Below are 23,690 nucleotides of genomic sequence, written 5' to 3' on the forward strand. Positions count from 1 at the left end.
GTTACGATCAGACTTCACGACTGTCCTGCCATCGCAGATAGGGCAGAATGAAGCGCGCTGTTCGGCTAACAATTGGGTGAAATGCAACTTGTGGGATTGGTGTCGGGCGTAGGGCAAGTTGATTGTCAGCGACACCACATACAGCATCAGCGATTACATCCGCCATGGCACAAGCAAGTGCCAGTCCGCGACCGTTACAGCCAATCCAGCTGTAAAGACCGTCTTCGCGTCTGTGTAGATGCGGTAAACGATCAACCGTCATGGCGATACGTCCACCCCAGAAGGTTTTCACTGTGTTGCGCGGCAGGCAAGGGAAAAGTTCGCGCAAACGATGGTCGACCATCGTGGGCAGCCGATATGCTGCACCGGCCTGAATGGCAAGCGCGCCGCCAGAAACCAGTCGTCCCTCACGATCCTTACGGAAGTAACGGAGGTCAAAGCGGGTGTCCGACGATGCTTCATTGCCCGGCAGGATTGTACGAACCAAGTCACCTAGAGGCTCAGTAGCTACTTGGTAAGAGGTAACGGGGACAATGGAACGCTGAAGCTCTGGCCAGAGATTACCAGTGTGTGCTGCGGTTGCGAGCACGACTTTTTCAGCGTGAATTTCGCCGTTTGGAGTCTTGATCTGCCAGCCTGTATGCGTTCGCTTCAGATTAAGTGCTGGGCTTTGCTCGTATATTGCAACACCTTCTGAAGCTGCACCACGCGCAAGCCCAACTGTAAATGCATAAGGGTTGATGTGACCGCCGCCAAGATGTTCCCAACCCCCATCATAGGCTTTAGTGCCTAGCCGTTCAGTCATCTCATCAGGAGAAATAACTCCAGTGGGTGCGCCTGCTTCTGCCCATTGTGCTGCGAGCGCTGAAACACGTTTGAAACGACCAGGACTGTGCGCTGGTTGCAGCCATCCAGCACGGCTTAAATCGCAATCAATGCTGTACCGATCGGCCAAGGCATAAAGCTTGTCGGCCGCACCTTTTACGAGCTCGATAAATTTTTCGGCTTGTTCTCCCGGCCAAATATTCCGTAACGCGCTTGGACCGTGGCGTGTTAGCGCTGAGATAACCTGTCCATTGGCGCGACCAGAAGCACCATGACCCACTTTGGCAGCTTCAAGCACCGTGACCTTTCGACCGCGTCTCGCAAGCTCGATAGTTGCGGCCAGACCAGCAATTCCGCCGCCGATGATAGCGATCTCGGTGTGAGCCGCCCCTTCAAGTGGATTGCTCTCAAATGTCTCGCGTGAAAGTGTCATCCATAGTGGTGACGGCTTATCTGATGGCCAGGATTTCATGCGCGTACCATCGCTATTTCCAATCCACAACTCGCGCGCAAATCAAAAAGAGCATCACTGTTTCCCGTAAGGGTCAGGCGATCCTGCCCTGTTGAGACAATTGTGTCCGAAGAGTTGGTACTCGATAACGCACCAAGTTCGGATGCGTTTGGTGTGGAAACCGATAGCAGACGTCGCGCTCCATTTGAGTGTTTTAAAGCGTCGGATACCCAAAGCAGCTCGGGGGTGTGGTGCTGACAGAGCAAGCATTGATAGGAGGGCGTGACACTATCTTTGAAGCGACTTATCGAAAACCGTAACTCTCCAATATCTGTTTGCCGCGAAAAGTGCCGAACTGTTTCCATTCCGATCGAATTCTGTTCAAAGGTTTGAGCGTCGTTCTCAATGTCTTTGCTCCGTAGAGCAACGCCGCCCAAACCTGATCCCTTATCGAGAAGCCTGCGCCACCTGGCATTGGCTTCCGTTGGCTCCACTATTGCGAGGATTTCAATATAGGAACCATCCAGCATAACACAGCGATTTGCGGTGCCCATGGCAGCACTATGCTTTGCGAATGGCGTTACGGAGAACCCGATATTCTCGAAAGCTTTTCCAGCTTGAGCGAGATCACTTGTCAGAATGATAACGTGGTCGATGGGGAGATTAAAGCTCATGCTGCCACCGTCATTTTGCGAATGCCATAAATGCGGTCGACAATGACTAGCGTGATGATTGCCATAAGCAGTTGCAACGTACTTAATGCCGCGATTGTCGGGTCAAATTGATGTTCGAGATAGCTCAGCATAACGACAGGTAAAGTGTTGGTTTTGGCGCTGGCGAAGAAATAGCTGACCGGCAGATTGTCGAAAGATGTGAGGAAGGAAAATAACGATCCAGCCATAACACCTGGACGGATTAGTGGCAGCGTGACGTGCCAGAAAACCTGTAAGGGATTGGCACCGAGGATTGCTGCAGCTTCTTCATAGCGACGCGGCAAGTTGCCATAAACACCCGCAACCGTTCGCACAACGTAAGGCAGACAGACCACTGTGTGGGTAATGAGCAGCGCGGTGAAAGAAATGCCGAGCCCAAGCCAACTCATGAAGAAAAGTGATGCGAAACCGATCACGATCATGGGCATAGACAGGGGCGATAGCAGAAAGGTCATGATTGCGTTCGCCCATCCAGCACGAGACCGCGCAAGATACAGGCAAGCTGGAATACCGATGAGGCTGGAGAGAATGGTTGCACCCAGACCGATCTTTAGGCTCACGATCATAGCATCGACGAAAGGCTGATAAGCGAAAATATTCGCAAACCATTTTAGTGACCAACCGGGGATTGGAAAAGCGACATAACCGGCTGAGGTGAAGGAGACTACGACGACTACCAGAATTGGTGCCAGCATAAAAATGAAGAAGACCACAACGAAAATGGTTAGCGCTATACCAGCCCAGTCTTTGTCAAATGGCTTCATCATTTCACGCCCCCCGCTGTCGCACGAGGCGAAGTTGCAGGAAGAGACACGCGACTGCGATTATCAGAAGGATTGTGCTCATCGCACTTGCCATGCCGAAATCGCGCGTGGTGTTGAATTGCTGATAGATCATCAATGGTAAGGTCTGCAAACCACCACCCAGCATTACGAGTGTCACGAAGCTACCATTAGCGATCATGAATACCAGAATTGCTCCGGTACCGATGCCGTCGAGTGAAAGTGGTAGTGTCACTTCCCAGAATGTTCGGAGGCGGCTTGCGCCCAGAATTTTTGCAGATTCTTCAAGGCGACGATCAATCCCCTGCAGAACCGTGCTGATAGACAGCACCATGAATGGAACCAAAACATGCACTAGCGCAGCGATGGTAATTTCAGGTGAATTCGTAAAACGCAGAGGCACTGAAAGAATACCAAGCTGATCGACTAGCAGATTGTTGATGAGGCCGCGTCTCGCAAACAGAACCTGCCAACCGAAGGTACGCATAATGATGGAGGTCAGAAGTGGTGCGATTAACAAAAAAACGATGAGGCTTGCCCACCGGCCAGCCTTGCGCACCAGAAAATAAGCGACAGGATATCCAATCACCACGCATATCAGTGTCACGCCACCGGAAAGCAGAAGCGTTTCACCAATGATGCGCAGGTAGAACGGGTCGCTGAGCAGCGTGATATAGCGAGTGACCGTCAGACCACCTTCAGCATCGACAAAACTGCGGATGCTGTTGTCAAAAAGTGGAAGTACGAAAAATGCCAGCAGAAAGGCCAAAGCGGGCAGGGCAAGTAGCCAACCCGGCAGGGCCAGCCACTTTGCTGCAATTGTGTCTGATGTTTCCGTCTGGCTCATATTTCCACTCCAAGAAGCGCCGAGGCACTGTCTTACTGGCCGATTTCCCTGTTCCAGCGATCTACCCATTCATTGCGAACCTGTGCAATCTGTTCATAGGGTGGGAAAGCGGTTTTCTGCCATGGTGTAATGCGCGGCCTCAGCTTCTCACTGTAGACCACGTCCACATTGGTAACGCCGTAGTTCATGATATCAGCAAACTTAGTCTGGTTGGCTGCATCAAGCACTTCGTTAATGTAGTCCCAAGCGAGCGGATTGGCATTTTTTGGCTTTTGCACAGCAAGTCCGTTGAGCGAACCGCCTTCTTCAGGGTTGATGAAGTCGATCCAGGTTGCACCCGCATCATAATGGTTCCAGGTGCGACCATCGAAATAGATACCGATATCAGCTTCACCCGAGGACAGATGATTGAAAAAGTCGTTGGGGCTAGCCCAGTAGATGAGGTTATCCTTCATCTTCTCAACAGCCTTGAAAAAGGGGTCAACATTGTCAGCGCCGCCGCCGAGCGCTTTCGCCATCGCCCAGATGAGCATGATAGGGGTCACCGCGTAGCTAATCGATGGGATTGAGGCGACGAATTCTCCACTGGCAACACGGTCTACAAATTCGGCAAATGATTTTGGTGGGTTTTTCACCCGATCCTTATTGTAGGTAATGCCGGCTACACCATAATCGAACAGTGTGCCTTTGCCTTCGACGGAATCCGTTAATTCTTGCGGGATTTTTGCAAGGTTCGGTAGTTTGTCGAGTGTAAATTCATCAACGAGCCCGGCTTTCGCGGCAATTAAGGCGAGGTCCGGTGTCATGATGAGCACGTCAAGTGGTGGCTTCTGAGGGGCTGCTTCTATCTGTGCCAGCCATTGTGGTGGGCCGCCGAGCGCAACGCTCGCTTTGGCTCCTGACTTGGCTTCAAATGGTGTGACGAAGCAGGTGCGAACCGCTTCTTCCCACACACCTCCAAATGCAGTGACGGTAATTTCTTTTGCACTCTGTGCTTGAGCAAAGCGGGGCAGATTACCAGCCGCGAGCCCCAGTCCAAGCAGGGCACCGGAGCCGAGGAAGTTGCGTCTTGTCAAAATAGGCATTTCGGTTCTCCGATCAAAGGGGTCAGGTGTTTTCGAGCAGGTTTTCTACAGCCGATGCGAGAGCCGCATGTGCTGTTGATGTGGCGACTGCTGTTGCATCAATACGGGGAAATTCATCCGGCAATTTACTTAGCACGACATCGAAGATGTCTTTGCGACGCCGCTGCCGTACAGTTGCAGGTAATGCAACCAATGCTTGGTTAAGTTGGTCCATAAACGCTGGTTCAAAGACTTCATCCCACCGTCGACGTTCAGGTCCTTGGCTATCTGTTGACTTGCCTTTGGATGGGTTTGAACGGCACTGCCTGGTGGTTGTCGGATCGAGTTCTCCGTCTTTGATTGCTACGCCATAGTCGGCGAGGGCTGCGTCGACAGAGACGAAGCCGTCTTGAACATCCCGCATCACAGCTGCCGGGTCACGGTCATATGGATTGCCCCAGCCACCGGCGCCGGGTGTCAAAAATGTAACCGTGTCGCCTGCATTGACGATCAAGACGTCTATCTTACCCAGTCTGCGCTCATCGGGTTTACCGCGATTAACGATCAGCTCACCGGGTAATCCCGCTTTGCCGCCGTGGGCGCCCCATGGGCGAAACAGCAGACGCTCCATGCCACGTCCAAGCACATTGCTATCATCCGTCAGCACGCGGAAAGTCAGTTCCATGCCGCAACCGCCACGCCATTGACCTGCGCCACCTGAATTCGGGCGCAAAGCGTAGCGCATAATCTCAATGCCGAGTTCTGCTTCAACCGTCTCGACGGGATTGTTTGCGAGGTTTGAGATACCGCTGTCGCGACCATCAACACCATCTTGCCCTGAACGCGCGCCGGTGCCACCGATCATTGGTTCAATCACCTGCACGCGGCGGCCACCCTTGCCATCGGGTTCAGCCATCACCACCGGAATAACGGTTCCGGATGAAGCTGCAGGCATGATCGCTGGCAGAGCCTGACCGAAAGCACCATTGAGTACATCATTGACGCGAATGGCTGCTGCATGACGAACGCCCGTAGCAGCAGGTTCCTGCGGATTGACCAAAGTTCCTTCGGGCGCGGTGATGCGAACCGAACCAAGCAAACCAACATTGAGTGGGACTGTTGAATCAAGTGTATTGACCAATGCAAGGACACGAAGCGTAAGCCATGCGTGCGGCCGTCCGCGCGATGGAATGTTCATCGCTGTCGCCACTTGTGGGTCGGTGCCAGTGAAATCGAGATGTACTCTGCCGTCGTCGAACGTCACCTTCAAGGCTATGCGGACGGGCAGTTTTCCAGCTGCATCGTCATCAAGATAATCCGAGAACTTATAGGTTCCGGTTGGGACTTTACTCAGTACCGAGCGGGCCTTTTCAGCGGCATAGGAAACAAGATCGATACTTGCGGTGGAAACCGCGTCGACACCGTGCTGCGCGATTGCCTGCTCGAAGCGACGGCGACCGGCAGCAAGAGCTGCGAGCATGGCGCGAATGTCACCCATATTGGCTTCCGGTGTGCGGCTGTTTGCATCGAGAAACAGCTTCACTTCCGGCGACATTTCCCCTCGCTTCATCAGCTTGACGGGTGGAATGCGCAGGCCTTCCTGAAAGATTTCTGTATTGACCGGTGAGATACTTGAAGGCACGCGTCCGCCGACATCCGAGCAATGTACGAAGCACCATCCGTAAGCGACAATGCGGCCATCATGGAAATAGGGTTCGATCATATGCAGGTCCGGCAAATGTGTCGCAAGACCCTCAGAGCGATACGGGTCGTTGGTCAGAATAACATCGCCGGGCTCGAGTTTACCGACTGCTTCGATAGTCGGACCGCATTCAAGCCCGACAAATCCTGAAACGCCAATAGAGCGAGGATAGGCGAAGAAACGCCCATCGAGTCCTGCCAGCGCGCAAGCAAAATCGGCTGTTTCTTTGACGTAGAGCGTGCGTCCTGTACGTTGTAGCGTAAGACACATCTCTTCGCTGATGGCTGCAAGCTTGTTACCTAGAATGGCAAGTGTGACCGGATCGAGTTTCATTTGGTCAGCCTTTCAAGATGCAAATTTCCGGATTTGTCGCAACGCGCAGTCCAGTTGGGCAGGACAACTGTGGTGGTATCATCCTGTTCAATGATTGCGGGGCCAGTGATTAGATCACCATTCCCAAAAGAGCTCCGATTGAGCACTGCCGCATCAAGCCACGCGCCCTTATGAAATAGCGGGCGCATGCCTTTGGTTGCAGGAACACCGGAGCCCGCAGCAAAGTCAGGTGATGCAATATTGGGGGTGACGCCGATCACCGCGAGACGGGCTGTACCAAGCTCGACCTCGGCCTGTGTGTCACGAAAACCATAAATGCGTTTGTGTTCGCGATGGAACGCCTCTGCAAGTGAATTGGGATCAGTTGTGACCTCGTTGAGGGTGACGCGGAGCTCGTAGGCCTGGCCGACATAGCGCATGTCGGCGGCTTTTTCGAACAGGCGCCCTGTGCTCTGTTCTCCTTCCTGATCCAACCATTCAATGCCTTCCGATTGAAGCAGCTTGAATGTTTCGTTCAGCAAGGCAGCACTTGCTTTGTCGAGTGGACGACGCAGGCTGCGAACGAAGTCGCGGCGTAGGTCCGCCGCAGCTGCGCCCAGCGCACAGAACGTGCCTGCTGCAGGTGGAATGATAATATGGGCGATCCCAACTTCTTCAGCCAGAAGATTGGCGTGGGTTGGGCCTGCGCCACCGAAAGGCACGAGGGCAAAGGTCGCCGGATCAAGACCACGCGATGCGAGTGTCTTATATAGTTCAGTGGCCATGCCAGCTGTCGTTACAGCAAGCGCGCCTTCTGCGGCTTTTGCAGCTGCATTATCATCATCAAAACCAATACGATTACCGATGATCGTCAGCGCGTCTTTGGCGGCCCGATTGTCAAGTTGCATACGCCCACCGAGGAAGCCCATCGGGTTAATATAACCCAGTGCGAGGTAGCAGTCGGTGACGGCAGGCTCCACGCCTCCACGTCCATATGAAACAGGACCTGGTGAGGCACCTGCGCTGCGAGGTCCGACTTTCAAAACACCATGATCGTCAACCCAGATGATTGAACCGCCGCCTGCGCCAATTGCGGAAACATCCACGACCGGCAGAACCAGCGGCAAGCCACCAATGTCGGTCTTGGTCGCCAATTGTGCCGCGCCATCTTGGGCTACCGCTATATCTGAGGAGGTCCCACCCATGTCGAATGTAATGATCGATCGCGCGCCGGATATTTCGGCAAGGCGGGCTGCTGCCATGACGCCGGAGGCAGGTCCGGAAAGAATGGTTTCAACCGGACGCTCTTGCGCAGATGAGAGGCTGAGTGAACCGCCATTGGATGCAGTAACAAGGATGGGGGCCGTCACCCCATCGCGGGCAAGCCCGGCTTTCAGTCCGTCGAAATAGCGTCCCATCAGTGGTTGGATATAGGCGTTGAGGCAGGCAACAAGAGTGCGCTCATATTCACGAATTTCAGGCCAAATGACAGCGGCGGAAGTAACTGAAAGGCCATTTGATTTGGCAGAAATCTTCGCTGCAAGCTCTTGCTCGATAGCGGGGTTGGTATAGCCGTTGATAAGCACAAGAGCTGCGGCCTCAACATCAAGCGCTTTCAGTTTTTCCGCAACTTCTTCCAGCGCTGCATCGTCCGGAAACTGTGAGGTTGCACCATGCGCGGAAAGCCTGGCACCAATTTCGATGATGCGATGGCGCGGGACGAGGGGCTCTTCCTTGCTGGCATGAAAATCGAAGGAGGAGGGCATGCGGCTGCGCGCGATTTCAAGAATATCGCGATAGCCTTCGCTGACGATCAAGGCGATTTTTGCGCCTCGACGCTGAATGATCGCGTTGAGGCCAATCGTTGTGCCATGCATCAGCGTATCGATTTGATCCGCCTTGCGATCGGCTTTTTTCAAAAGCGCCTGCAGCCCGACGATCAATGCACGCGATGGCTCGTCAGGTGTCGACGGTTCTTTATAGTGGATCAGGCTTTTTTGGTCTGGATCGAACAGAACAAAATCTGTAAATGTTCCACCTACATCGATGCCAATACGCGCGCCATTCTTCTGCATATGCCAAGCTTTCAGTTTATTCCGGTGTTACGACGACGGCATCTTCTGATTTCCAACCGAGCGTAATTTCTTGATTAAGGTGATAGGCAAGCTCACCGAGGCTGCTTTCGGCCTGCCGATAGATGAAAACCTCACGACCCAGCGCGGGAATTTCGATCTGATATGCGGCGTAATTGCCACGGAAAACAGCGCCAACGACACGCCCGTCCAGTATTCCTTGGCCCTTCGCGACGGGCACGATGCGTTCTGGACGAATGGATAGCGTCAGTGGTTTCTCTGCAGGCCGCCGGGTTGCGAGCGGGATAGCTATTGAGCTCTGGGGGCCAGGTATGTGAAGTGCTGTGCCATCGCCAGATGTCGTGCCTTCAAAAATGTTTGAGGCGCCGAGAAATTCGGCAACAAAACGGCTTTGCGGTCTGTCGTAAATATCGCCCGGCGTGCCGAGCTGGAGGATGCGTCCGCTTTTCATCACAGCCACCTGATCGGCCATGGAAAGTGCTTCCTCCTGATCGTGCGTGACAAGCAAAGTCGTAATGCCAAGACGCGCCTGCATGGCCCGAATTTCGAACTGCATGCTTTCACGTAATGATTTGTCGAGTGCGCTCAGGGGCTCATCCAGCAACAGAATCTTTGGGTTGACCACAAGCGAGCGGGCAAGGGCAACGCGCTGTTGTTGACCACCGGAAAGCTTAGCGGGGTAGGTGTCTCCGCGACCGGACAATTGAATAAGATCGAGCATGGATTTGACACGCTCATCACGAGCACCGCGGCCAAGACCTTGCATCTTCAGGCCAAAGCCAATGTTCTCGGCCACCGTGCGATGTGGAAACAGGCTGTAATTTTGAAAGACCATGCCGAGTTGGCGTTGGTGTGGGGGAAGGGCGGTTACGTTGGTTGCACCGATTTGAATTATTCCGGCATCAGGGCGCTCAAAGCCTGCAACCATGCGCAAGGTGGTCGTCTTACCACACCCCGAAGGCCCAAGTAGCGAGACAAGCTTGCCTGCTTCGATGGTCAGATCAAGATTGTCGACAGCAAGGCTTGAGCTGTAACGTTTCGTCAGAGTGCGCAGCACTAGCGTACTGGCTGTATCGCCTGGAAAAGAATTCATGAGGGCATCTCGCAATCTGCCCCTTTATTAACGCTAAAGACCATGTGCATTTCCAAAACTTACAATATATTGTAGCGCTACAATCGGTCTTTAGGCTGTTTTCGTCAAGGATAGGTTTTTTGCGATATAGCTTTTTATGAGTACAAAAAACCTTGAGAGGAGTGTCTCGTGAGAATAATTTGTGCGATAAGCCATGAATAACTTAGTCCGCAGCAAAAACGTTATAACGATGCAGTCGGTAGCGAAAGCCGCTGGCGTGTCGCCCATGACCGTATCAAACGCCTTTCGCTACCCTGAGCGGGTGCTGGAAGAAACGCGGATTCGCGTGTTTCAAATCGCCGCTGAACTTGGCTATGTGCCTAATCACTCTGCGGGTATTTTGTCCTCGGGACAAAGCCGGGTTATCGGTGCTGTTATTCCCTCGATGAAGAATTCAAGCTTTTATAAATATGTGCGCGGAATGCAGGATCGCGCCGGTGAAAGCGGCTATGAGCTGATCTTGAAACTTGCCGAAACCAGACAGGACGAGACGGCCGCTATTCAGACCTTTATCGGTTTGCGTGTTGCGGGAATTTCGTTGGTTGGTAATCAGCATTCCGAAGAGGCTATAGACCTCATCCGCAAGACGGAAACGCCGGTTGTAGAAGGTTGGGTCACAGACAACGTGCTTGATATGGCCGTCGGCTATTCAATGACCGATGCCACGCGTGCCATGGCGCTGTTACTTATTGAACGGGGTTGTCAACGTATCGGGTTTGTCGGTTATGGCGGCATCTCGGCCCGGCGATATAGCGACCGTTTGCCAGCATTCCAAGCGACGATGGCAGAAGCGGGGCTCGAACATCATCGTGTCTGTTTTATAGATGAGGCAGATGGGTTTGGAGCGGGTCCGAAGGCGCTCGACGCATTGCGTCTTATTGATCCTGAGGTCGATGGAGTCATCTGCCCCACCGACATTGTTGCTGCTGGCGTAATTTTTGAATGCACCCGCTTGGGTTGGCATGTGCCTGAACGGTTAGCGGTGACCGGCTGGGGTGATTATGAAATCGCATCCGAGATAACGCCTGGTCTTTCGACCATACAGCCAAATGCCTATGAGATGGGTGCGAAGAGCATGGAGATGATCCTCGACCGTGTATCAGGAATTAAGGCATACGAACCCGTGCTTGATATTGGTTATGATGTCGTAAAGCGTGAGAGTGCCTAAAGCGCGTCTTTCTTTCTGAAAGATGATGCATCGATACCGAGCTTTTGCAAGCGCGCATAAAGGCTGCGCCGCGGGAGTTTCAGAATGTTTGCAGCCTCACCGACATCGCCGTTCAAACGCTCCAGTGTTTCACGCAAGACTTTCGCCTCAAACTGATCCATTTGTTCGGCAAGCGGCAACTGGTTTGCCTCTTTTGCCGGACTGCTCCCAAGCCCAAGAACAACCTGTTTGGCAAAATTGCGCAATTCACGCACATTGCCCGGCCAGTCATCCGAGTTCAGACGTGTTTCAACTGCTGCATCTATTGTTGGGCGCGGCTGGCCAAATTGGGCAGCAGCTTCATCAAGGAAATAGGAGAAAAGCAGTCCGATGTCCTTGCGACGTTCTCGCAAAGGGGGAACACGCAGCCTGACTGTTTCCAGCCGATACAGGAGGTCCGACCGGAAGCGGCCAGCTTTTACCGCATCTTCCAGATCGCCCTTCGCAGCAGCAATGATCCGCAGGTTCACTGCTCTCGGCTCACCCATTGTGCTGGGCAATTCGCGCTCTTCAACAACACGCAGAAGCTTGCCCTGTAAAGAAGAGGACATGCTGTCGATTTCATCGAGAAAAAGCGTGCCGCGATCAGCATCGGCGATCCTCCCGCGCTGAATGCGATTGCCGAACAGCACATCATCCGCAATGGCATCGGGCAATGCCGCGCAGTCAATTGCAACGAAGCCGCGTGCATGACGTGAACTCCAGCGGTGAAGCAGCCGCGCCACGAGTTCTTTGCCGGTTCCCGTCTCGCCCTCAATCAAGACATCAACGTCGACACTCGCAAGCTGTCGAATTGTTTCACGCAGCCTTACCATGACCGGGGTTTCGCCAAAGAGCGGGAAGTCCTGCTCGGCTTCTGCTGCAGCCTTGCGCAGTCTCCGGTTTTCCAGCACCAGCCGCCGCATTTCCAACGCACGCCGGACGCTTGAGATCATGTGATCGGCAGCAAAAGGCTTGGCGATAAAATCAAATGCACCTTTTTTGAGAGCCGCCACGGCCATGCCGATGTCTCCGTGCCCGGTCATCAGAATGACCGGCAGTTCAGGATCGCGCGCCAGCAACGCTTCCATCACTGCATGGCCGTCGATTTTCGGCATCCGAATATCGGTAACGACTATGCCCGGAAAGTCAGCGCTCAGATTGGCGAGGGCGGATTGTCCGTCCCCATAGGTTTCGATGTCGAGCCCGGCTATTTCAAAGGAATCCGCCAATGCTGTGCGAAAGGCCATGTCGTCATCGACCAACATTACGCGGAGTGGTTCTATGCCTGTCATGCTTGTTTTGCTCGCTTCACAGTGGCTGCGAAGGCGGCACCTCCCAAAGGTGAAGGCACAATACGCAGGGTGCCTTCAAGTTCTGTCATAATATCGCGTGCAATGCCCAGACCGAGACCCAGTCCTTCAGGCTTGCCGGTCACAAAAGGGCTGAACACTTCATCGCCCAATGCGGGATCGATGCCAGGACCGTTATCGGCGACAGTCAGTGTTACGTGCTGGTCTTCTTCTGAGATGAATAGGGCGATGCGCGGTTTTGGTTGGTTTGCTACCGCATCAAGAGCGTTCTGAAACAGATTGACCAGCACCTGTTCGAGACGAACGCGATTTGCAAAGACCTGAAAATCGCACCCGTTCGGCGTTTCGAGCGTCACGCCTGCACTCCGGAAACGATCACCCATGATAAGAAGCGTGCCTTCCAGCAATTCATCCAGCCGGGTAGGGGCAAGCTCGCGATGTCCGCGCCGTGCAAAGCGCCGCATTTCCTGTGTGATAAAACCGATGCGAGCCGTTAGCTCCACGGTTGTTGAAAGATTGGCTGCGACTTTCTCGAGTTTGCCTTTGCCAAGATGATGTTGTGCGTTTTCCGCCAGTGTCTGAATGGTAGCCACTGGCTGGTTGATCTCGTGGACGAGCCCGGCGGTAATCGAGCCCAGCGACGCGAGCCTGTTGGCTTGCGCAAGTTCTTCTCGCGCTTCGCGAAAGCGTTTATCCGCGCGTTCGCGCCGCACCATTTCCGCGCTCAGTTCTGCTGTGCGTTCGCTAACAGCTGTTTCCAGTGCCGCTCGATCTGCAGCCAGACGTGCCGCACGGGTGATGCGCCAGTAGATCGCGCCAACAAACGTCATGGCAATCAGAAGCACTGCAACGGTGATGAGGCGGGCCAGATCATGGGCAGCCCGCATGGAAGGTGCGACTGCTTCGATATGCATGAGTTTAAGTTCGGTCCCGGCTATTGGCTCATCAACGGCGAGGAACTTGGAGCCAGATGGACCACGCATCATGTTTTCAGGTTCGAATGCGTAGTGGCTTGGCTGAAGATCTGCGACGCTGAATTGTCCGCTCTGGCTGATTTTCGTACGTTCTTCGGCTGAAATGGGCTGGAATGACCGCAAATCCTCTGCCTTATCGGTCGAGGCGAGAATAATGCCGCGCGGATCGATAACGAATGTCTGGCCGGGATCGTTCGACCAGGTTCGCACCAGCCGGTGAAATTCAAACTTAACGACCACAACACCCACTGGATTAGCCTCATCGCCGATCCGTCTGGAAAGAAACAGACCGAAACGTCCGCTAAGATCACCAATGGCATAATATTCGGCGGCACTCGCCGACATCGCGCCCTGAAAATACGGTCGATAGCCGTAATTACGACCAACGAAACTCTCAGGCGTGTTTGCATTGGAGGAGGCTATCACCATGCCGTCGCGCTTGATCACATAGATGATCGGAGAGCCGATCTGTTCTGCAAGGAATTCGAGCTTTTCGTTCAATCGCGCTGTTGCGTCCCGCGAGCCGCCATCCAGAACATCGTGCAAATCGCTATATTCTTTAAGCACCACCGGTAGCAGGCGAAACTTGGCCAGCTCGCTGTCAATCAGTCTCGTCTGCTGTCGCGCAACAAGGGTCGCGTCCTCGCTCAACCGATCAAGCGCATCCGTCTCTGTCCAAAGTTTTGCGGCTGTCCAGAATATCGTTGCCAAAAGCACTGCCAAAGCAACGAGAAGGATTCTGGTCGCGTTCCACGATATCCTCATTTGTGCAGGATTATGCACTAATGTTGGAAAAGTCACGCAGAATTTTGCACAAAAGCCCTTCTACGATTGTGTCAAAATTGAGATTAATTGAGTTAATTCAACAAACTAAACTTTTTAATCCACGGCTATAGCGGTCGCAAATCTTGTCCCGCATTTTAGCGCCACTTCGAAAATGGGAGTTTCGTAGGGAGGAGCTAATCCGTGCAACCGAAAGAATATGATCTTTTTGACGCTCAGTTTTCTGAAATTCAGGCGTGCGTATTTTTCTATGCGCAAACGAGCGAAGACCGAACCGGTCGAGGGGCACGGATCTAGAAACCAACCATTAGCAATCGCTTCGGGGAGGGTTCGGTTTCAAAGCATCTGAAAGATGCGCAGCGGACCATCTTGAAAGCAGTCAAAACACCCGGAACAAGCGCTGCTTCGCGCTCATACAACGGGTGAACCTCAAAGATCGAGAGATTTGAAGGAGCAACCGCATGGTCTCAATAACATCCGAACGGAGTGATGCGCAAAGCACCAATAGCCGTCTTAAATCCATCATAGGTGGATCGACCGGTAATCTTGTCGAATGGTTCGACTGGTATGTTTATGCAGCTTTTACGCTTTATTTTGCGCCGCACTTCTTTCCGTCGGAAAGTCAGACTGCGCAGCTTCTGAGTGCTGCCGCGGTTTTTGCCGTTGGCTTCATCATGCGCCCGATTGGTGCGTGGATCATGGGTATTTATGCCGATCGCAAGGGTCGTAAAGCGGGTCTGGCTCTATCCGTTACGCTGATGTGCGCGGGTTCGCTCATTATTGCAGTGACCCCCGGTTACGAAACCATCGGTCTTGTCGCTCCTGCTCTTCTGGTACTTGCACGTTTGATGCAGGGCCTGTCGGTTGGTGGTGAATATGGTGCGAGCGCCACTTATCTGTCCGAAATGGCTGGCAAGAGCCGTCGTGGTTTCTTCTCGTCTTTTCAGTATGTGACGCTTATTTCCGGTCAGCTTCTGGCAATTCTGTTGTTGATCGTGCTTCAGAGCACAATGGAAACGTCGGCGCTCGAATCCTGGGGCTGGCGTATTCCGTTCTTCATTGGCGCATTGCTTGCAGTTGTCGTTTTCTGGCTGCGTCGCGGCCTTGCTGAAACCGAAAGCTTCAAGAACGCAAAAACCAAGGATGCACCAAAGTCGGGCTTCTGGACGCTTATCAAGCATCACCCGAAGGAAACCGCGCTGGTCATGCTTCTGACCGCCGGTGGCACGCTCGCTTTCTATGCGTACTCGATCTACATGCAGAAGTTTCTCGTCAACACGTCCGGTTTTAGTCGTGAAGTCGCCAGCCAGATCAACGCAATCACGCTTTTCATCTTCATGTGTCTGCAACCGATCGCGGGTGCCCTTTCCGACAAGATTGGCCGTAAGCCGCTGATGGTTGCTTTTGGTGCAGCCGGTGTGTTGTTCACTTATCCGATCTTCTCGACGCTTGAGCAGACGCGTGATCCGATCATCGCTGGTTTGCTGGTCATGGGCGCTTTGATCATTGTTACGGGTTACACCTCGATCAATGCGGTGGTGAAAGCTGAACTCTTCCCGGCTCATATCCGCGCACTTGGCGTGGCGCTGCCTTATGCTCTCGCCAACACATTGTTTGGCGGAACGGCTGAGTATGTTGCGCTGAGTTTCAAGAATGGCGGCTGGGAACGCGGCTTTTACTGGTACGTCACTGTCATGATCGGTATTTCGCTGATCGTTTATCTTCGGATGCGCGATACCAGCAAAGACAGCCTGATCAAGGAAGACTAATAGATGAAAATGCCGGGCTAAAAGCCCGGCATTTTTGTTCGGTAAAGCTTTCAATCAGCGTCGATGCGTCACTTACCGGAGGGAGACGATTTCTCCGAAATTGTCTGCGCCGCATTTTGGATCAGTGGCCCAAAACTATCGCTAAAGCCTTCAGCAGTCCATTCTTGAAGGCTTCCCGCCACATGGATTGCACCAACGGGCGTGCCTCTCCAATCCATGATTGGGGCACCGATGACTACTTCATGATTGAGCAATTGTTTACACAACAGTGAGTGTCCGCGTTCACGTGTGGCGCGTACGTATTCCATCACACCTTCCAAATCGCGAACGGTGTGCTGCGTAAATGGAGTAAGATCAGAGCGGCTGACGATATCGGCAATAATTTCGTCCGACAGGCGCGAAAGTATCGCCACGCCACCTGCGGTGCAGTAAGTCGGCACAGCATTCCCAACAATCGTCGCGCTGAACACCTCATGTTTGGAGGGCATACGCAGTGCGTAGATCACGCGCACATCATCGAAAAGCGATAGATCAACACGCTCACTGACACGTCGCCGTAGTTCCAACATAACAGGATTTGCACGCTGCAACATGGGGTTGAGTCGCAAAAGATCGTGGGTCATATCGAGAGTGCGCAAGCCCGGCAGATAACCGCGATCGTCCGGGTCTCGCGCCAGCATATTCAGCTTGAGCAGCGTATGGACGATTCTTTGTGCGGCACTTCGATCAATGCCAGCAGCACTGGCTACCTGGCTGAGTGACAGGGGATGTCGTGCAGTTTGAAATGCCGACATCACCGCTACCGTTCGCGCGACTGAACGCAAGAATAGCGGATCATCCGCGAAAGCGTCTGCCTCATCCGGGTCGAAAGTGGATATGCCGCGCAGGTCTCGAAATGTGTTCATGAGAAAAAGCTTTAATCCAGATTCAATGATTGACAAGCGTCAAAGTTGGTCCCTATCATAAAAAATCAATATAGATGTATCGCTGACAGATACACGTAATAGCCCGAGGGGGCAAATCAGGAAAATGGGAGTACGCTCGTGTCAAAACGCGTGGCTGTAGCTGGCTTTTTGCATGAAACGAACACTTTTGCTGCAACTCCAGCAACATTGGCAGCGTTCGTTCAGGGTGGCGGATATATCCCGCTTTCGCGCGGTGACGCGATTTTCAAAAATGCGCAGAACGTCAATCTTGGTATCGCCGGGGCACTAAAATTTGCGCATGAAGCGGCCTGGGAAATTGTGCCAATCCTATGGGCCGGCGCCATTCCTTCTGCTCCTGTCACAAAGGACGCTTATGAAACAATCGTCTCTGAGATTGTCGAAGGCTTAAAGGGATGCGGTCCGCTTGATGGTATCTTCATCGACCTTCATGGCGCCATGGTTGCCGAGCACATCGATGATGGAGAAGGCGAACTTCTGGAACGTGTGCGTGCGGTGCGCCCAAGTGAGCCGCTATCAGTAGCGCTGGATCTGCATGGCAATATCACAAAGCGCATGTTCGACCATGCAGATGTCATGGTTGGCTTCCGCACCTATCCGCATATCGATATGGCCGAAACCGGTTATCGTGCGGCGGATGCGTTGCAGGCGCTGATGGACAAGCCTCATGGCTGGCATAAGGCAATGCGACAAGGTGATTATCTCATTCCGATTGCGTGGCAGTGCACAGATGAACAGCCTGCCAAAGGCCTTTACGGCATGACCATTGATCTGCCGGAAAATGTACTGACGGCTTCGCTGTTCATGGGCTTTCCTGCGGCTGATTTTGCCGAATGCGGCCCCTCAGTCTTTGCCTATGGCTGGAACGGCCAGGCGGTTGAAGCCTGTGCCGATGAGATCATGGCAGCCCTGTCTGCGGCAGAGCCTGCCTTTGCGGGCACAGCCTATCAGCCTGAAGAAGGCGTTGCGAAAGCCATTGAGCTTTCCCGCGATGCAAGCCGTCCGATCGTCATTGCTGATACACAGGATAATCCCGGTGCGGGTGGTAGTTCAGATACCACAGGAATGCTACGCGCACTCGTTTCTGGTGGCGCGGAACGCGCTGCCATCGGCTGTATTCACGACGCAGAAGCAGCAAAGATTGCACATCAGGCAGGTGAGGGTGCGGAAGTTGAAATCGCACTCGGCGGCAAGTCGGGTATTGCAGGTGACGAGCCCTACAGAGCAAAGTTCATCGTTGAAAAACTGTCCGACGGTAAGGCACATGCAACTGGTCCCTATTATGGCGGAACATGGCTCGACATGGGACCATCCGCTTGTTTGCGGCTCGGCGGAACGCGGGTTGTCGTGACCACAAATCTGGCGCAGATGGCGGATCGTGCGCTTTATCGCATGGTTGGCATCGAGCCTGAACAGGAAGCCATTCTGGTCAATAAAAGTTCGGTACATTTCAGGGCGGATTTTGCACCAATCGCCGAAAAGCTTCTCGTTTGCACCGCTCCCGGCGCAATGCCTCTCAGCCCTGCACAATTGACGTGGAAGAATTTGCGTTCAGGCATCCGGCTTGAGCCGCTGGGAGACACATTCAAATAAAACAATAATAACAACCTTCAGAGGAACCAAGTATATGACGTTTTTTAAACCACCACACACTGGGCCTATCCTCCGCAAACTTAAATATGGCATTGCCGCTTCGCTGATTGCGCTCAGTGCTGGCCAAGCCGCAGCAGAAACAACACTAACTGCTGTTATGCACTCGGATCTGCGTATGCTCGACCCGGTAATCACTACCGCTCACATTACGCGCGATCATGCCTATATGATTTATGACGTGCTGATTGCCGTTGATGAAAACTTCAAACCTCAGCCGCAAATGGCAGAGTGGACCGTCTCAGATGACGGTAAGACCTATACTTTCACGTTACGCGATGGTCTCAAATTTCATGATGGTGCCCCGGTAACGGCTACTGACGTTGTCGCTTCGCTTGAACGCTGGGCCAAGCGCGATACCGGCGGCCAGCTGATCATGGACATCACAGATTCGCTCAAAGCAAACGACGATAAAACGATTGTCTGGACGCTGAAGGAGCCATTCGCACCGTTCCTCGATACGATTGCTAAGCAGTCTGCATTGCCTCCATTCATTATGCCAGCGCGTATCGCAGCAACGCCTGCTGATACTGCAATCACCGAACATATTGGTTCGGGACCGTTCAAGTTCGTACCTGCCGAGTTCCAGCCGGGTGTCGGCGTGACTTACATCAAGAATGAAGATTATGTACCGCGCAGCGAGCCAGCCAGCTGGATGGCAGGCGGTAAGGTCGTCAACGTCGATAAGGTGCGTTGGGTCACGATGACCGATGCTCAGACCGCCGCGAATGCGCTGACAAGTGGTGAAATCGACTATATCGAGCAGGTGCCCGTTGATCTTGTGCCGCTTTTTGAAGGCGATGATACAGTCGTTCTGGAGCAGCGCGACCCGCTTGGCTATCAGACCATGGGTCGTCTCAATTTCAAGCATGCGCCTTTTGATAATCCGGATATTCGCCGCGCGGCGTTCCGTGCCATGTCGCAGGAGCCAGTGCTGGCAGCTCTGATGGCTGATCCAAATTACTATAAGGTTTGTGGTGCGATTTTTGGTTGCGGCACACCCAATGCAACAGATGTCGGCTCTGAAAGTCTTGTAGCAAAGGGCAACATCGAAGAAGCGAAAGAGCTTCTCAAGAAGGCGGGCTATGATGGCAAGCCGGTTGTCCTGATGCAGCCAACTGACGTGTCCAGCCTGTCACCGCAGCCAGTTGTTGCAGCTCAACAACTGCGCGCAGCTGGCTTTACGGTCGATATGCAGCCAATGGACTGGCAAACCCTTGTCGGTCGCCGCGCATCGAAAGATGAGCCTGCAAAGGGTGGCTGGAATATGTTCTTCACCAATTGGCAGATTCCGGAAATTGCAACACCTTTGAATTCGGTCATGCTCAATGGTCGTGGAGATCAGGCTTGGTTTGGCTGGCCGGAAGACGAGAAGATAGAAGCTCTGAAAAAGGAATATATCGCAGCCAAGACGCCTGAGGAGCAGAAAGCTGCGGTAGAGAAGATACAGGCTCAGACGTTGGAAAATGTTCTCTACATTCCGCTGGGTGAATATAACCCGCCGCAGGGCCGCAGAACCAATGTCGTCGATATGCTTGGTTCGCCTGTTCCGGTCTTCTGGAATGTGAAAAAGACCGAAGAGTAATCCGCCCGCAGCTATCGCGCTTAGTGCGATAGCTCCCAGTTCAACGTGGGTCCGACGCTCTGTCGGTCCCACCTCAAGCGGGACGCGCATATGGCTGTCTATCTGTTAAAACGCATCTTCGCACTCGTGCCGGTTTTGTTGCTGGTATCGGTGTTTGTATTCCTCCTCCTGAGACTGACGCCGGGTGATCCGGCTGCAATTCTGGCTGGCGATGCCGCCACCACCGAACAGCTTGAACGCATCCGCGAAGCCATGGGCCTTAACGAGCCAATCCTCACCCAGTATTTCACCTGGATGGGTAAGATCATGCAGGGCGATCTCGGAGTGTCGCTGATTTCGGGCGTACCAGTTCTCGATATGGTTTCGCAGCGTATCGGCCCCACAATCTCTATCGCTGTGCTGACCATTATCATTGCAGTGCTTGTCGCTATTCCAATGGGTGTGATTGCTGCATGGCGCCACCGTTCATGGGCAGACTATCTTGTCATGAGCTTTTCAGTTCTTGGCTTTTCCGTTCCGGTCTTTCTTGTTGGCTATGTGCTACTGTTGATTTTCTCGGTCAATCTTGGCTGGCTTCCGGTACAGGGCTTCAAGCCGATTTCATCAGGCTTGGGTGGCTTTCTGGAGCGCGCAATCCTGCCTGCTCTTACACTTGCTTCGATCTACATCGCGCTGATCGCCCGCATGACCCGTGCGGCAATGCTAGATGTACTTGGCGAAGATTATATTCGCACCGCCCGTGCCAAAGGCGTGAGTGATCGCCGCCTGCTCTTCGTTCACGCGCTCAAAAACGCAGCTGTGCCGGTTGTGACCATCGTTGGCACCGGATTTGCCCTGCTGATTTCCGGTGTGGTCGTAACCGAAAGCATTTTCAATATTCCGGGCATCGGTCGCCTGACGGTCGATGCAGTTCTTGCGCGCGATTATCCGGTCATTCAGGCGATGATCCTGCTGACAAGTGCGCTTTATGTGTTCGTCAATCTGCTGATCGACCTTTCCTATACACTGTTCGACCCAAGGATTCGTTATTGATGCGCTCAGAAAAAACATCAGCGGGTATGCACTGGATGCTCCGCATGTTCTCGCTGCCGCGCGTTGCACGCGTTGGTATCGGGCCGATGATTGCCGCCATTCTTCTCGGTGCAATCCTTCTTCTCACCCTCATTTCGCCGTGGATTGCTCCACACGATCCGCTCGCCATGAACCCCATGATGCGGCTTAAGCCTGCTTCGGATGAATATCTGCTTGGAACGGACAATTATGGTCGCGATCTCTTTTCGCGCATGATCCTCGGCGGGCGTATTTCGCTGCTGATCGGACTTCTGGCCGCCGCCGCATCTATTGGTGTTGGCGTGATCATAGGCCTTATTGCCGGTTTCTTTCGTACCGCAGATGCCATCATCATGCGTATGATGGATGCTCTGATGGCGATGCCATCGATCCTGATCGCGATTGCTCTGGTCGCTCTCAACGGTCCGTCGATTGGCTCTGTCATCATAGCGATCACCATTCCGGAAATTCCCCGCGTCGTGCGTCTGGTCCGCTCTGTCATTCTGACCGCGCGTGAGGAACCCTATGTTGAAGCAGCCTTAGCACTTGGTTCAAGCACACCGAAGATTCTGTTCCGGCATCTGCTGCCCAATACGATGGCACCGCTCATCGTGCAGGGCACTTACATCATTGCGTCGGCAATCCTGACCGAAGCAATCCTGTCGTTTCTTGGTGCCGGTATCAGCACGGAAATCCCAACCTGGGGCAACATCATGGCAGAAGGTCGCCAGTTTTTCCGCATCAAGCCATCGATCGTGCTTTGGCCGGGTCTGTTGCTGACACTCTGCGTTTTGTCGATCAATCTATTGGGTGACGCAGCGCGCGATACACTCGACCCACGTCTGAAAAAGCGGGAGGGCTGATATGGAACTGCGCAATCGTGATTTCACACATGAACCTGTCGTTCTGGAAGTCGAAAATCTTGTTGTGGCACTTCCCGGCGGCACACCAGTTCTGCGTAGCGTAAGCTTTGACATTCGCAAGGGCGAAACCGTCTGTCTCGTGGGCGAATCCGGTTCAGGTAAGTCGGTAACGTCGCTCACCGCAATGGGGCTCTTGCCGAAAGATGCACTTCTGGTCAAAGAAGGGGCGATCAGGCTCGACGGCACCGATTTGCTCAAGCTGTCGGCTGCGGACATGAAAAAGATGCGTGCAACACGTATCTCCATGATCTTTCAGGAACCGATGACGGCGCTTAATCCTGTTATGCGGGTGGGTGAGCAGATCACGGAAGTTCTGGATGTTCATACCAGCCTTTCGTCAGAGGCCAAGCGTGCCAAAGTCATCAACATCATGGAGCAGGTACATCTGCCCGATGTGGAGCGTATTTATCAGAGCTATCCGCACCAGCTTTCAGGTGGGCAGCGTCAGCGTATCATGATCGCTATGGCGCTCATCCTGGAGCCGATGGTTCTGATTGCCGATGAGCCGACCACTGCGCTTGACGTGACAACACAAAAACAAATCCTGTCGCTTATTGCAGAATTGCAGGAGAAGCATGGAACAGCCGTGCTGTTCATCACCCATGATATGGGCGTAGTTGCCGAAATTGCTGATCGCGTCTGTGTTATGCGCAGCGGTGAGATCGTGGAACGCGGGACCATCCGTGACGTTCTGACATCGCCACAGCAGCAATATACCAAAGACCTGCTTGGCTCTGTGCCAAGCCTTATTCCGCGACTGGCGCGTGAGCCACAGGGACATAAAGCGGTGATCCGCGTTCGTGACCTTGGCATGACCTATAAAACTGGTGGACTATTCAGCACCAAGCCCGGCGTTAAAGCCTCGTATGAAGTGAATTTCGAGCTGCAACCGGGGCGGACGCTTGGCATCGTCGGGGAATCCGGTTCCGGAAAAACAACTGTTGCCCGCTCAATTATGCGTTTGATCGAGCCGACGGAGGGTGAAGTCGTCGTAGATGGGCGGGACATTGCGCATCTTGGAAAACGCGAAATGAAGCCGTTCCGCAAGAAGCTTCAGGTCGTGTTTCAGGACCCGTTCCGCTCATTGAACCCGCGTTGGACAATTGAGCAAAGCCTGACGGAAGGCCCGGTCAATTATGGTGTGCCTTATGAAGAGGCGGTCGCTGAAGCAAAGCGTCTTTTGAAGATCGTTTCGCTTCCGGAGGATTCGCTGAAGCGTTATCCGCATCAGTTTTCCGGTGGCCAGCGACAGCGTATTGCCATTGCGCGTGCGGTAGCCCTTCGACCAGATATTCTGGTGGCCGACGAGGCTGTGTCGGCGCTTGATGTTTCGGTACAGGCGCAGGTTCTCGAACTTCTCGCCGAATTGCAGCGCGATACCGGCATCGCCATCATTTTTATCACCCACGATCTGCGTGTGGCCGCGCAGATTTGCGACGATGTACTGGTGATGAAACGCGGACAGGTTGTCGAGCAGGGCAATGCTTCCGACGTGCTTGGCAAGCCTTCGCATGAATATACGCGCTCTTTGATAGAGGCGGCGCCCGGTCGCTTCTGGGATTTTGCGGCGGGACGTCCGGCCGCTTGAATTA

General features: G+C 53.5%; 18 protein-coding genes. 7 read left to right on the plus strand and 11 right to left on the minus strand.

Annotated elements, in window-relative coordinates:
• Window positions 1-7: 7 nt before the first annotated feature.
• From ABWV94_RS20885 to ABWV94_RS20920, 8 genes are read right to left on the minus strand one after another with little or no spacing between them, the layout of a single operon-like run.
• Window positions 8-1,297 carry an NAD(P)/FAD-dependent oxidoreductase gene (locus tag ABWV94_RS20885; RefSeq protein ID WP_353415230.1) on the minus strand — a complete coding sequence of 430 codons (1,290 nt, stop codon included), beginning with the start codon at window positions 1,295-1,297 and terminating at the stop codon, window positions 8-10.
• A complete protein-coding gene (locus ABWV94_RS20890) occupies window positions 1,294-1,950 on the minus strand; it encodes a VOC family protein (protein WP_353415231.1) in 657 nt (218 codons plus the stop codon). Before ABWV94_RS20890 ends, ABWV94_RS20885 begins: the two co-directional genes overlap by 4 nt.
• Window positions 1,947-2,756, minus strand: coding sequence for an ABC transporter permease (locus tag ABWV94_RS20895; protein WP_113497430.1), 810 nt, complete (start codon window positions 2,754-2,756; stop codon window positions 1,947-1,949). The genes ABWV94_RS20890 and ABWV94_RS20895 overlap by 4 nt, the downstream gene beginning before the upstream one ends.
• A 1-nt stretch (window position 2,757) precedes the next feature.
• Complete coding sequence (locus tag ABWV94_RS20900; protein ID WP_113497432.1) at window positions 2,758-3,618, minus strand: ABC transporter permease; 861 nt, start codon at window positions 3,616-3,618, stop codon at window positions 2,758-2,760.
• A 32-nt stretch (window positions 3,619-3,650) separates the two neighbouring features.
• Entirely contained in the window at window positions 3,651-4,703 is a 1,053-nt protein-coding gene (locus tag ABWV94_RS20905; protein WP_113497434.1) for an extracellular solute-binding protein, read from the minus strand.
• Between the two features lie 22 nt (window positions 4,704-4,725).
• Window positions 4,726-6,717: a hydantoinase B/oxoprolinase family protein gene (locus ABWV94_RS20910; RefSeq protein WP_353415232.1), complete on the minus strand. Its 1,992-nt coding sequence runs from the start codon at window positions 6,715-6,717 to the stop codon at window positions 4,726-4,728.
• On the minus strand, window positions 6,714-8,771 hold the full coding sequence (locus ABWV94_RS20915; RefSeq protein ID WP_353415233.1) for a hydantoinase/oxoprolinase family protein: 2,058 nt from the start codon (window positions 8,769-8,771) through the stop codon (window positions 6,714-6,716). The genes ABWV94_RS20910 and ABWV94_RS20915 overlap by 4 nt, the downstream gene beginning before the upstream one ends.
• Window positions 8,772-8,787: 16 nt before the next feature.
• Window positions 8,788-9,882 carry an ABC transporter ATP-binding protein gene (locus ABWV94_RS20920; protein WP_353415234.1) on the minus strand — a complete coding sequence of 365 codons (1,095 nt, stop codon included), beginning with the start codon at window positions 9,880-9,882 and terminating at the stop codon, window positions 8,788-8,790.
• A gap of 229 nt (window positions 9,883-10,111) precedes the next feature.
• Here ABWV94_RS20920 and ABWV94_RS20925 point away from each other — a divergent pair, with 229 nt between their 5' ends.
• Window positions 10,112-11,089 (plus strand): LacI family DNA-binding transcriptional regulator, encoded by a 978-nt coding sequence (locus ABWV94_RS20925; protein ID WP_353415281.1) that lies wholly within the window; start codon window positions 10,112-10,114, stop codon window positions 11,087-11,089.
• Here the strand turns inward: ABWV94_RS20925 and ABWV94_RS20930 are convergent.
• Both ABWV94_RS20930 and ABWV94_RS20935 read right to left on the minus strand, forming a co-directional pair.
• Window positions 11,086-12,402, minus strand: a complete 1,317-nt coding sequence (locus tag ABWV94_RS20930) for a sigma-54-dependent transcriptional regulator (protein ID WP_353415235.1) — start codon at window positions 12,400-12,402, stop codon at window positions 11,086-11,088. The genes ABWV94_RS20925 and ABWV94_RS20930 overlap by 4 nt on opposite strands.
• Window positions 12,399-14,159: a sensor histidine kinase gene (locus ABWV94_RS20935; RefSeq protein ID WP_353415236.1), complete on the minus strand. Its 1,761-nt coding sequence runs from the start codon at window positions 14,157-14,159 to the stop codon at window positions 12,399-12,401. The genes ABWV94_RS20930 and ABWV94_RS20935 overlap by 4 nt, the downstream gene beginning before the upstream one ends.
• Window positions 14,160-14,638: 479 nt before the next feature.
• On the opposite strand from ABWV94_RS20935, the gene ABWV94_RS20940 reads away from it, so the two are divergent.
• Window positions 14,639-15,946 (plus strand): MFS transporter, encoded by a 1,308-nt coding sequence (locus ABWV94_RS20940; RefSeq protein WP_105519900.1) that lies wholly within the window; start codon window positions 14,639-14,641, stop codon window positions 15,944-15,946.
• Between the two features lie 68 nt (window positions 15,947-16,014).
• Here ABWV94_RS20940 and ABWV94_RS20945 read toward each other — a convergent pair whose 3' ends face one another.
• A complete protein-coding gene (locus ABWV94_RS20945) occupies window positions 16,015-16,887 on the minus strand; it encodes an IclR family transcriptional regulator (protein WP_353415237.1) in 873 nt (290 codons plus the stop codon).
• Window positions 16,888-16,989: 102 nt separating this feature from the next.
• Between ABWV94_RS20945 and ABWV94_RS20950 the strand changes: the two genes are divergently transcribed.
• The 5 genes from ABWV94_RS20950 (at window position 16,990) to ABWV94_RS20970 (ending at window position 23,686) form a co-directional block, all read left to right on the plus strand.
• Entirely contained in the window at window positions 16,990-18,483 is a 1,494-nt protein-coding gene (locus ABWV94_RS20950) for a M81 family metallopeptidase (RefSeq protein WP_113497450.1), read from the plus strand.
• Window positions 18,484-18,517: 34 nt separating this feature from the next.
• On the plus strand, window positions 18,518-20,125 hold the full coding sequence (locus ABWV94_RS20955; protein WP_353415238.1) for an ABC transporter substrate-binding protein: 1,608 nt from the start codon (window positions 18,518-18,520) through the stop codon (window positions 20,123-20,125).
• Window positions 20,126-20,215: 90 nt separating this feature from the next.
• Window positions 20,216-21,157: an ABC transporter permease gene (locus ABWV94_RS20960; RefSeq protein ID WP_007880117.1), complete on the plus strand. Its 942-nt coding sequence runs from the start codon at window positions 20,216-20,218 to the stop codon at window positions 21,155-21,157.
• A complete protein-coding gene (locus tag ABWV94_RS20965) occupies window positions 21,157-22,038 on the plus strand; it encodes an ABC transporter permease (RefSeq protein ID WP_079213568.1) in 882 nt (293 codons plus the stop codon). The genes ABWV94_RS20960 and ABWV94_RS20965 overlap by 1 nt, the downstream gene beginning before the upstream one ends.
• Before the next feature lies 1 nt (window position 22,039).
• Window positions 22,040-23,686 carry an ABC transporter ATP-binding protein gene (locus tag ABWV94_RS20970; protein WP_353415239.1) on the plus strand — a complete coding sequence of 549 codons (1,647 nt, stop codon included), beginning with the start codon at window positions 22,040-22,042 and terminating at the stop codon, window positions 23,684-23,686.
• Window positions 23,687-23,690: the final 4 nt, after the last annotated feature.

Source organism: Brucella sp. NBRC 12953 (genome assembly GCF_040369775.1).
Lineage (GTDB): Bacteria > Pseudomonadota > Alphaproteobacteria > Rhizobiales > Rhizobiaceae > Brucella > Brucella pseudogrignonensis.

Coding starts and splice junctions, on each gene's coding strand:
- ABWV94_RS20895 (WP_113497430.1), bottom strand. CDS start 2,756: ATGATGAAGCCATTTGACAAAGACTGGGCTGGTATAGCGCTAACCATT.
- ABWV94_RS20885 (WP_353415230.1), bottom strand. CDS start 1,297: ATGAAATCCTGGCCATCAGATAAGCCGTCACCACTATGGATGACACTT.
- ABWV94_RS20935 (WP_353415236.1), bottom strand. CDS start 14,159: ATGAGGATATCGTGGAACGCGACCAGAATCCTTCTCGTTGCTTTGGCA.
- ABWV94_RS20930 (WP_353415235.1), bottom strand. CDS start 12,402: ATGACAGGCATAGAACCACTCCGCGTAATGTTGGTCGATGACGACATG.
- ABWV94_RS20955 (WP_353415238.1), top strand. CDS start 18,518: ATGACGTTTTTTAAACCACCACACACTGGGCCTATCCTCCGCAAACTT.
- ABWV94_RS20925 (WP_353415281.1), top strand. CDS start 10,112: ATGCAGTCGGTAGCGAAAGCCGCTGGCGTGTCGCCCATGACCGTATCA.
- ABWV94_RS20960 (WP_007880117.1), top strand. CDS start 20,216: ATGGCTGTCTATCTGTTAAAACGCATCTTCGCACTCGTGCCGGTTTTG.
- ABWV94_RS20920 (WP_353415234.1), bottom strand. CDS start 9,882: ATGAATTCTTTTCCAGGCGATACAGCCAGTACGCTAGTGCTGCGCACT.
- ABWV94_RS20915 (WP_353415233.1), bottom strand. CDS start 8,771: ATGCAGAAGAATGGCGCGCGTATTGGCATCGATGTAGGTGGAACATTT.
- ABWV94_RS20910 (WP_353415232.1), bottom strand. CDS start 6,717: ATGAAACTCGATCCGGTCACACTTGCCATTCTAGGTAACAAGCTTGCA.
- ABWV94_RS20900 (WP_113497432.1), bottom strand. CDS start 3,618: ATGAGCCAGACGGAAACATCAGACACAATTGCAGCAAAGTGGCTGGCC.
- ABWV94_RS20905 (WP_113497434.1), bottom strand. CDS start 4,703: ATGCCTATTTTGACAAGACGCAACTTCCTCGGCTCCGGTGCCCTGCTT.
- ABWV94_RS20965 (WP_079213568.1), top strand. CDS start 21,157: ATGCGCTCAGAAAAAACATCAGCGGGTATGCACTGGATGCTCCGCATG.
- ABWV94_RS20970 (WP_353415239.1), top strand. CDS start 22,040: ATGGAACTGCGCAATCGTGATTTCACACATGAACCTGTCGTTCTGGAA.
- ABWV94_RS20940 (WP_105519900.1), top strand. CDS start 14,639: ATGGTCTCAATAACATCCGAACGGAGTGATGCGCAAAGCACCAATAGC.
- ABWV94_RS20890 (WP_353415231.1), bottom strand. CDS start 1,950: ATGAGCTTTAATCTCCCCATCGACCACGTTATCATTCTGACAAGTGAT.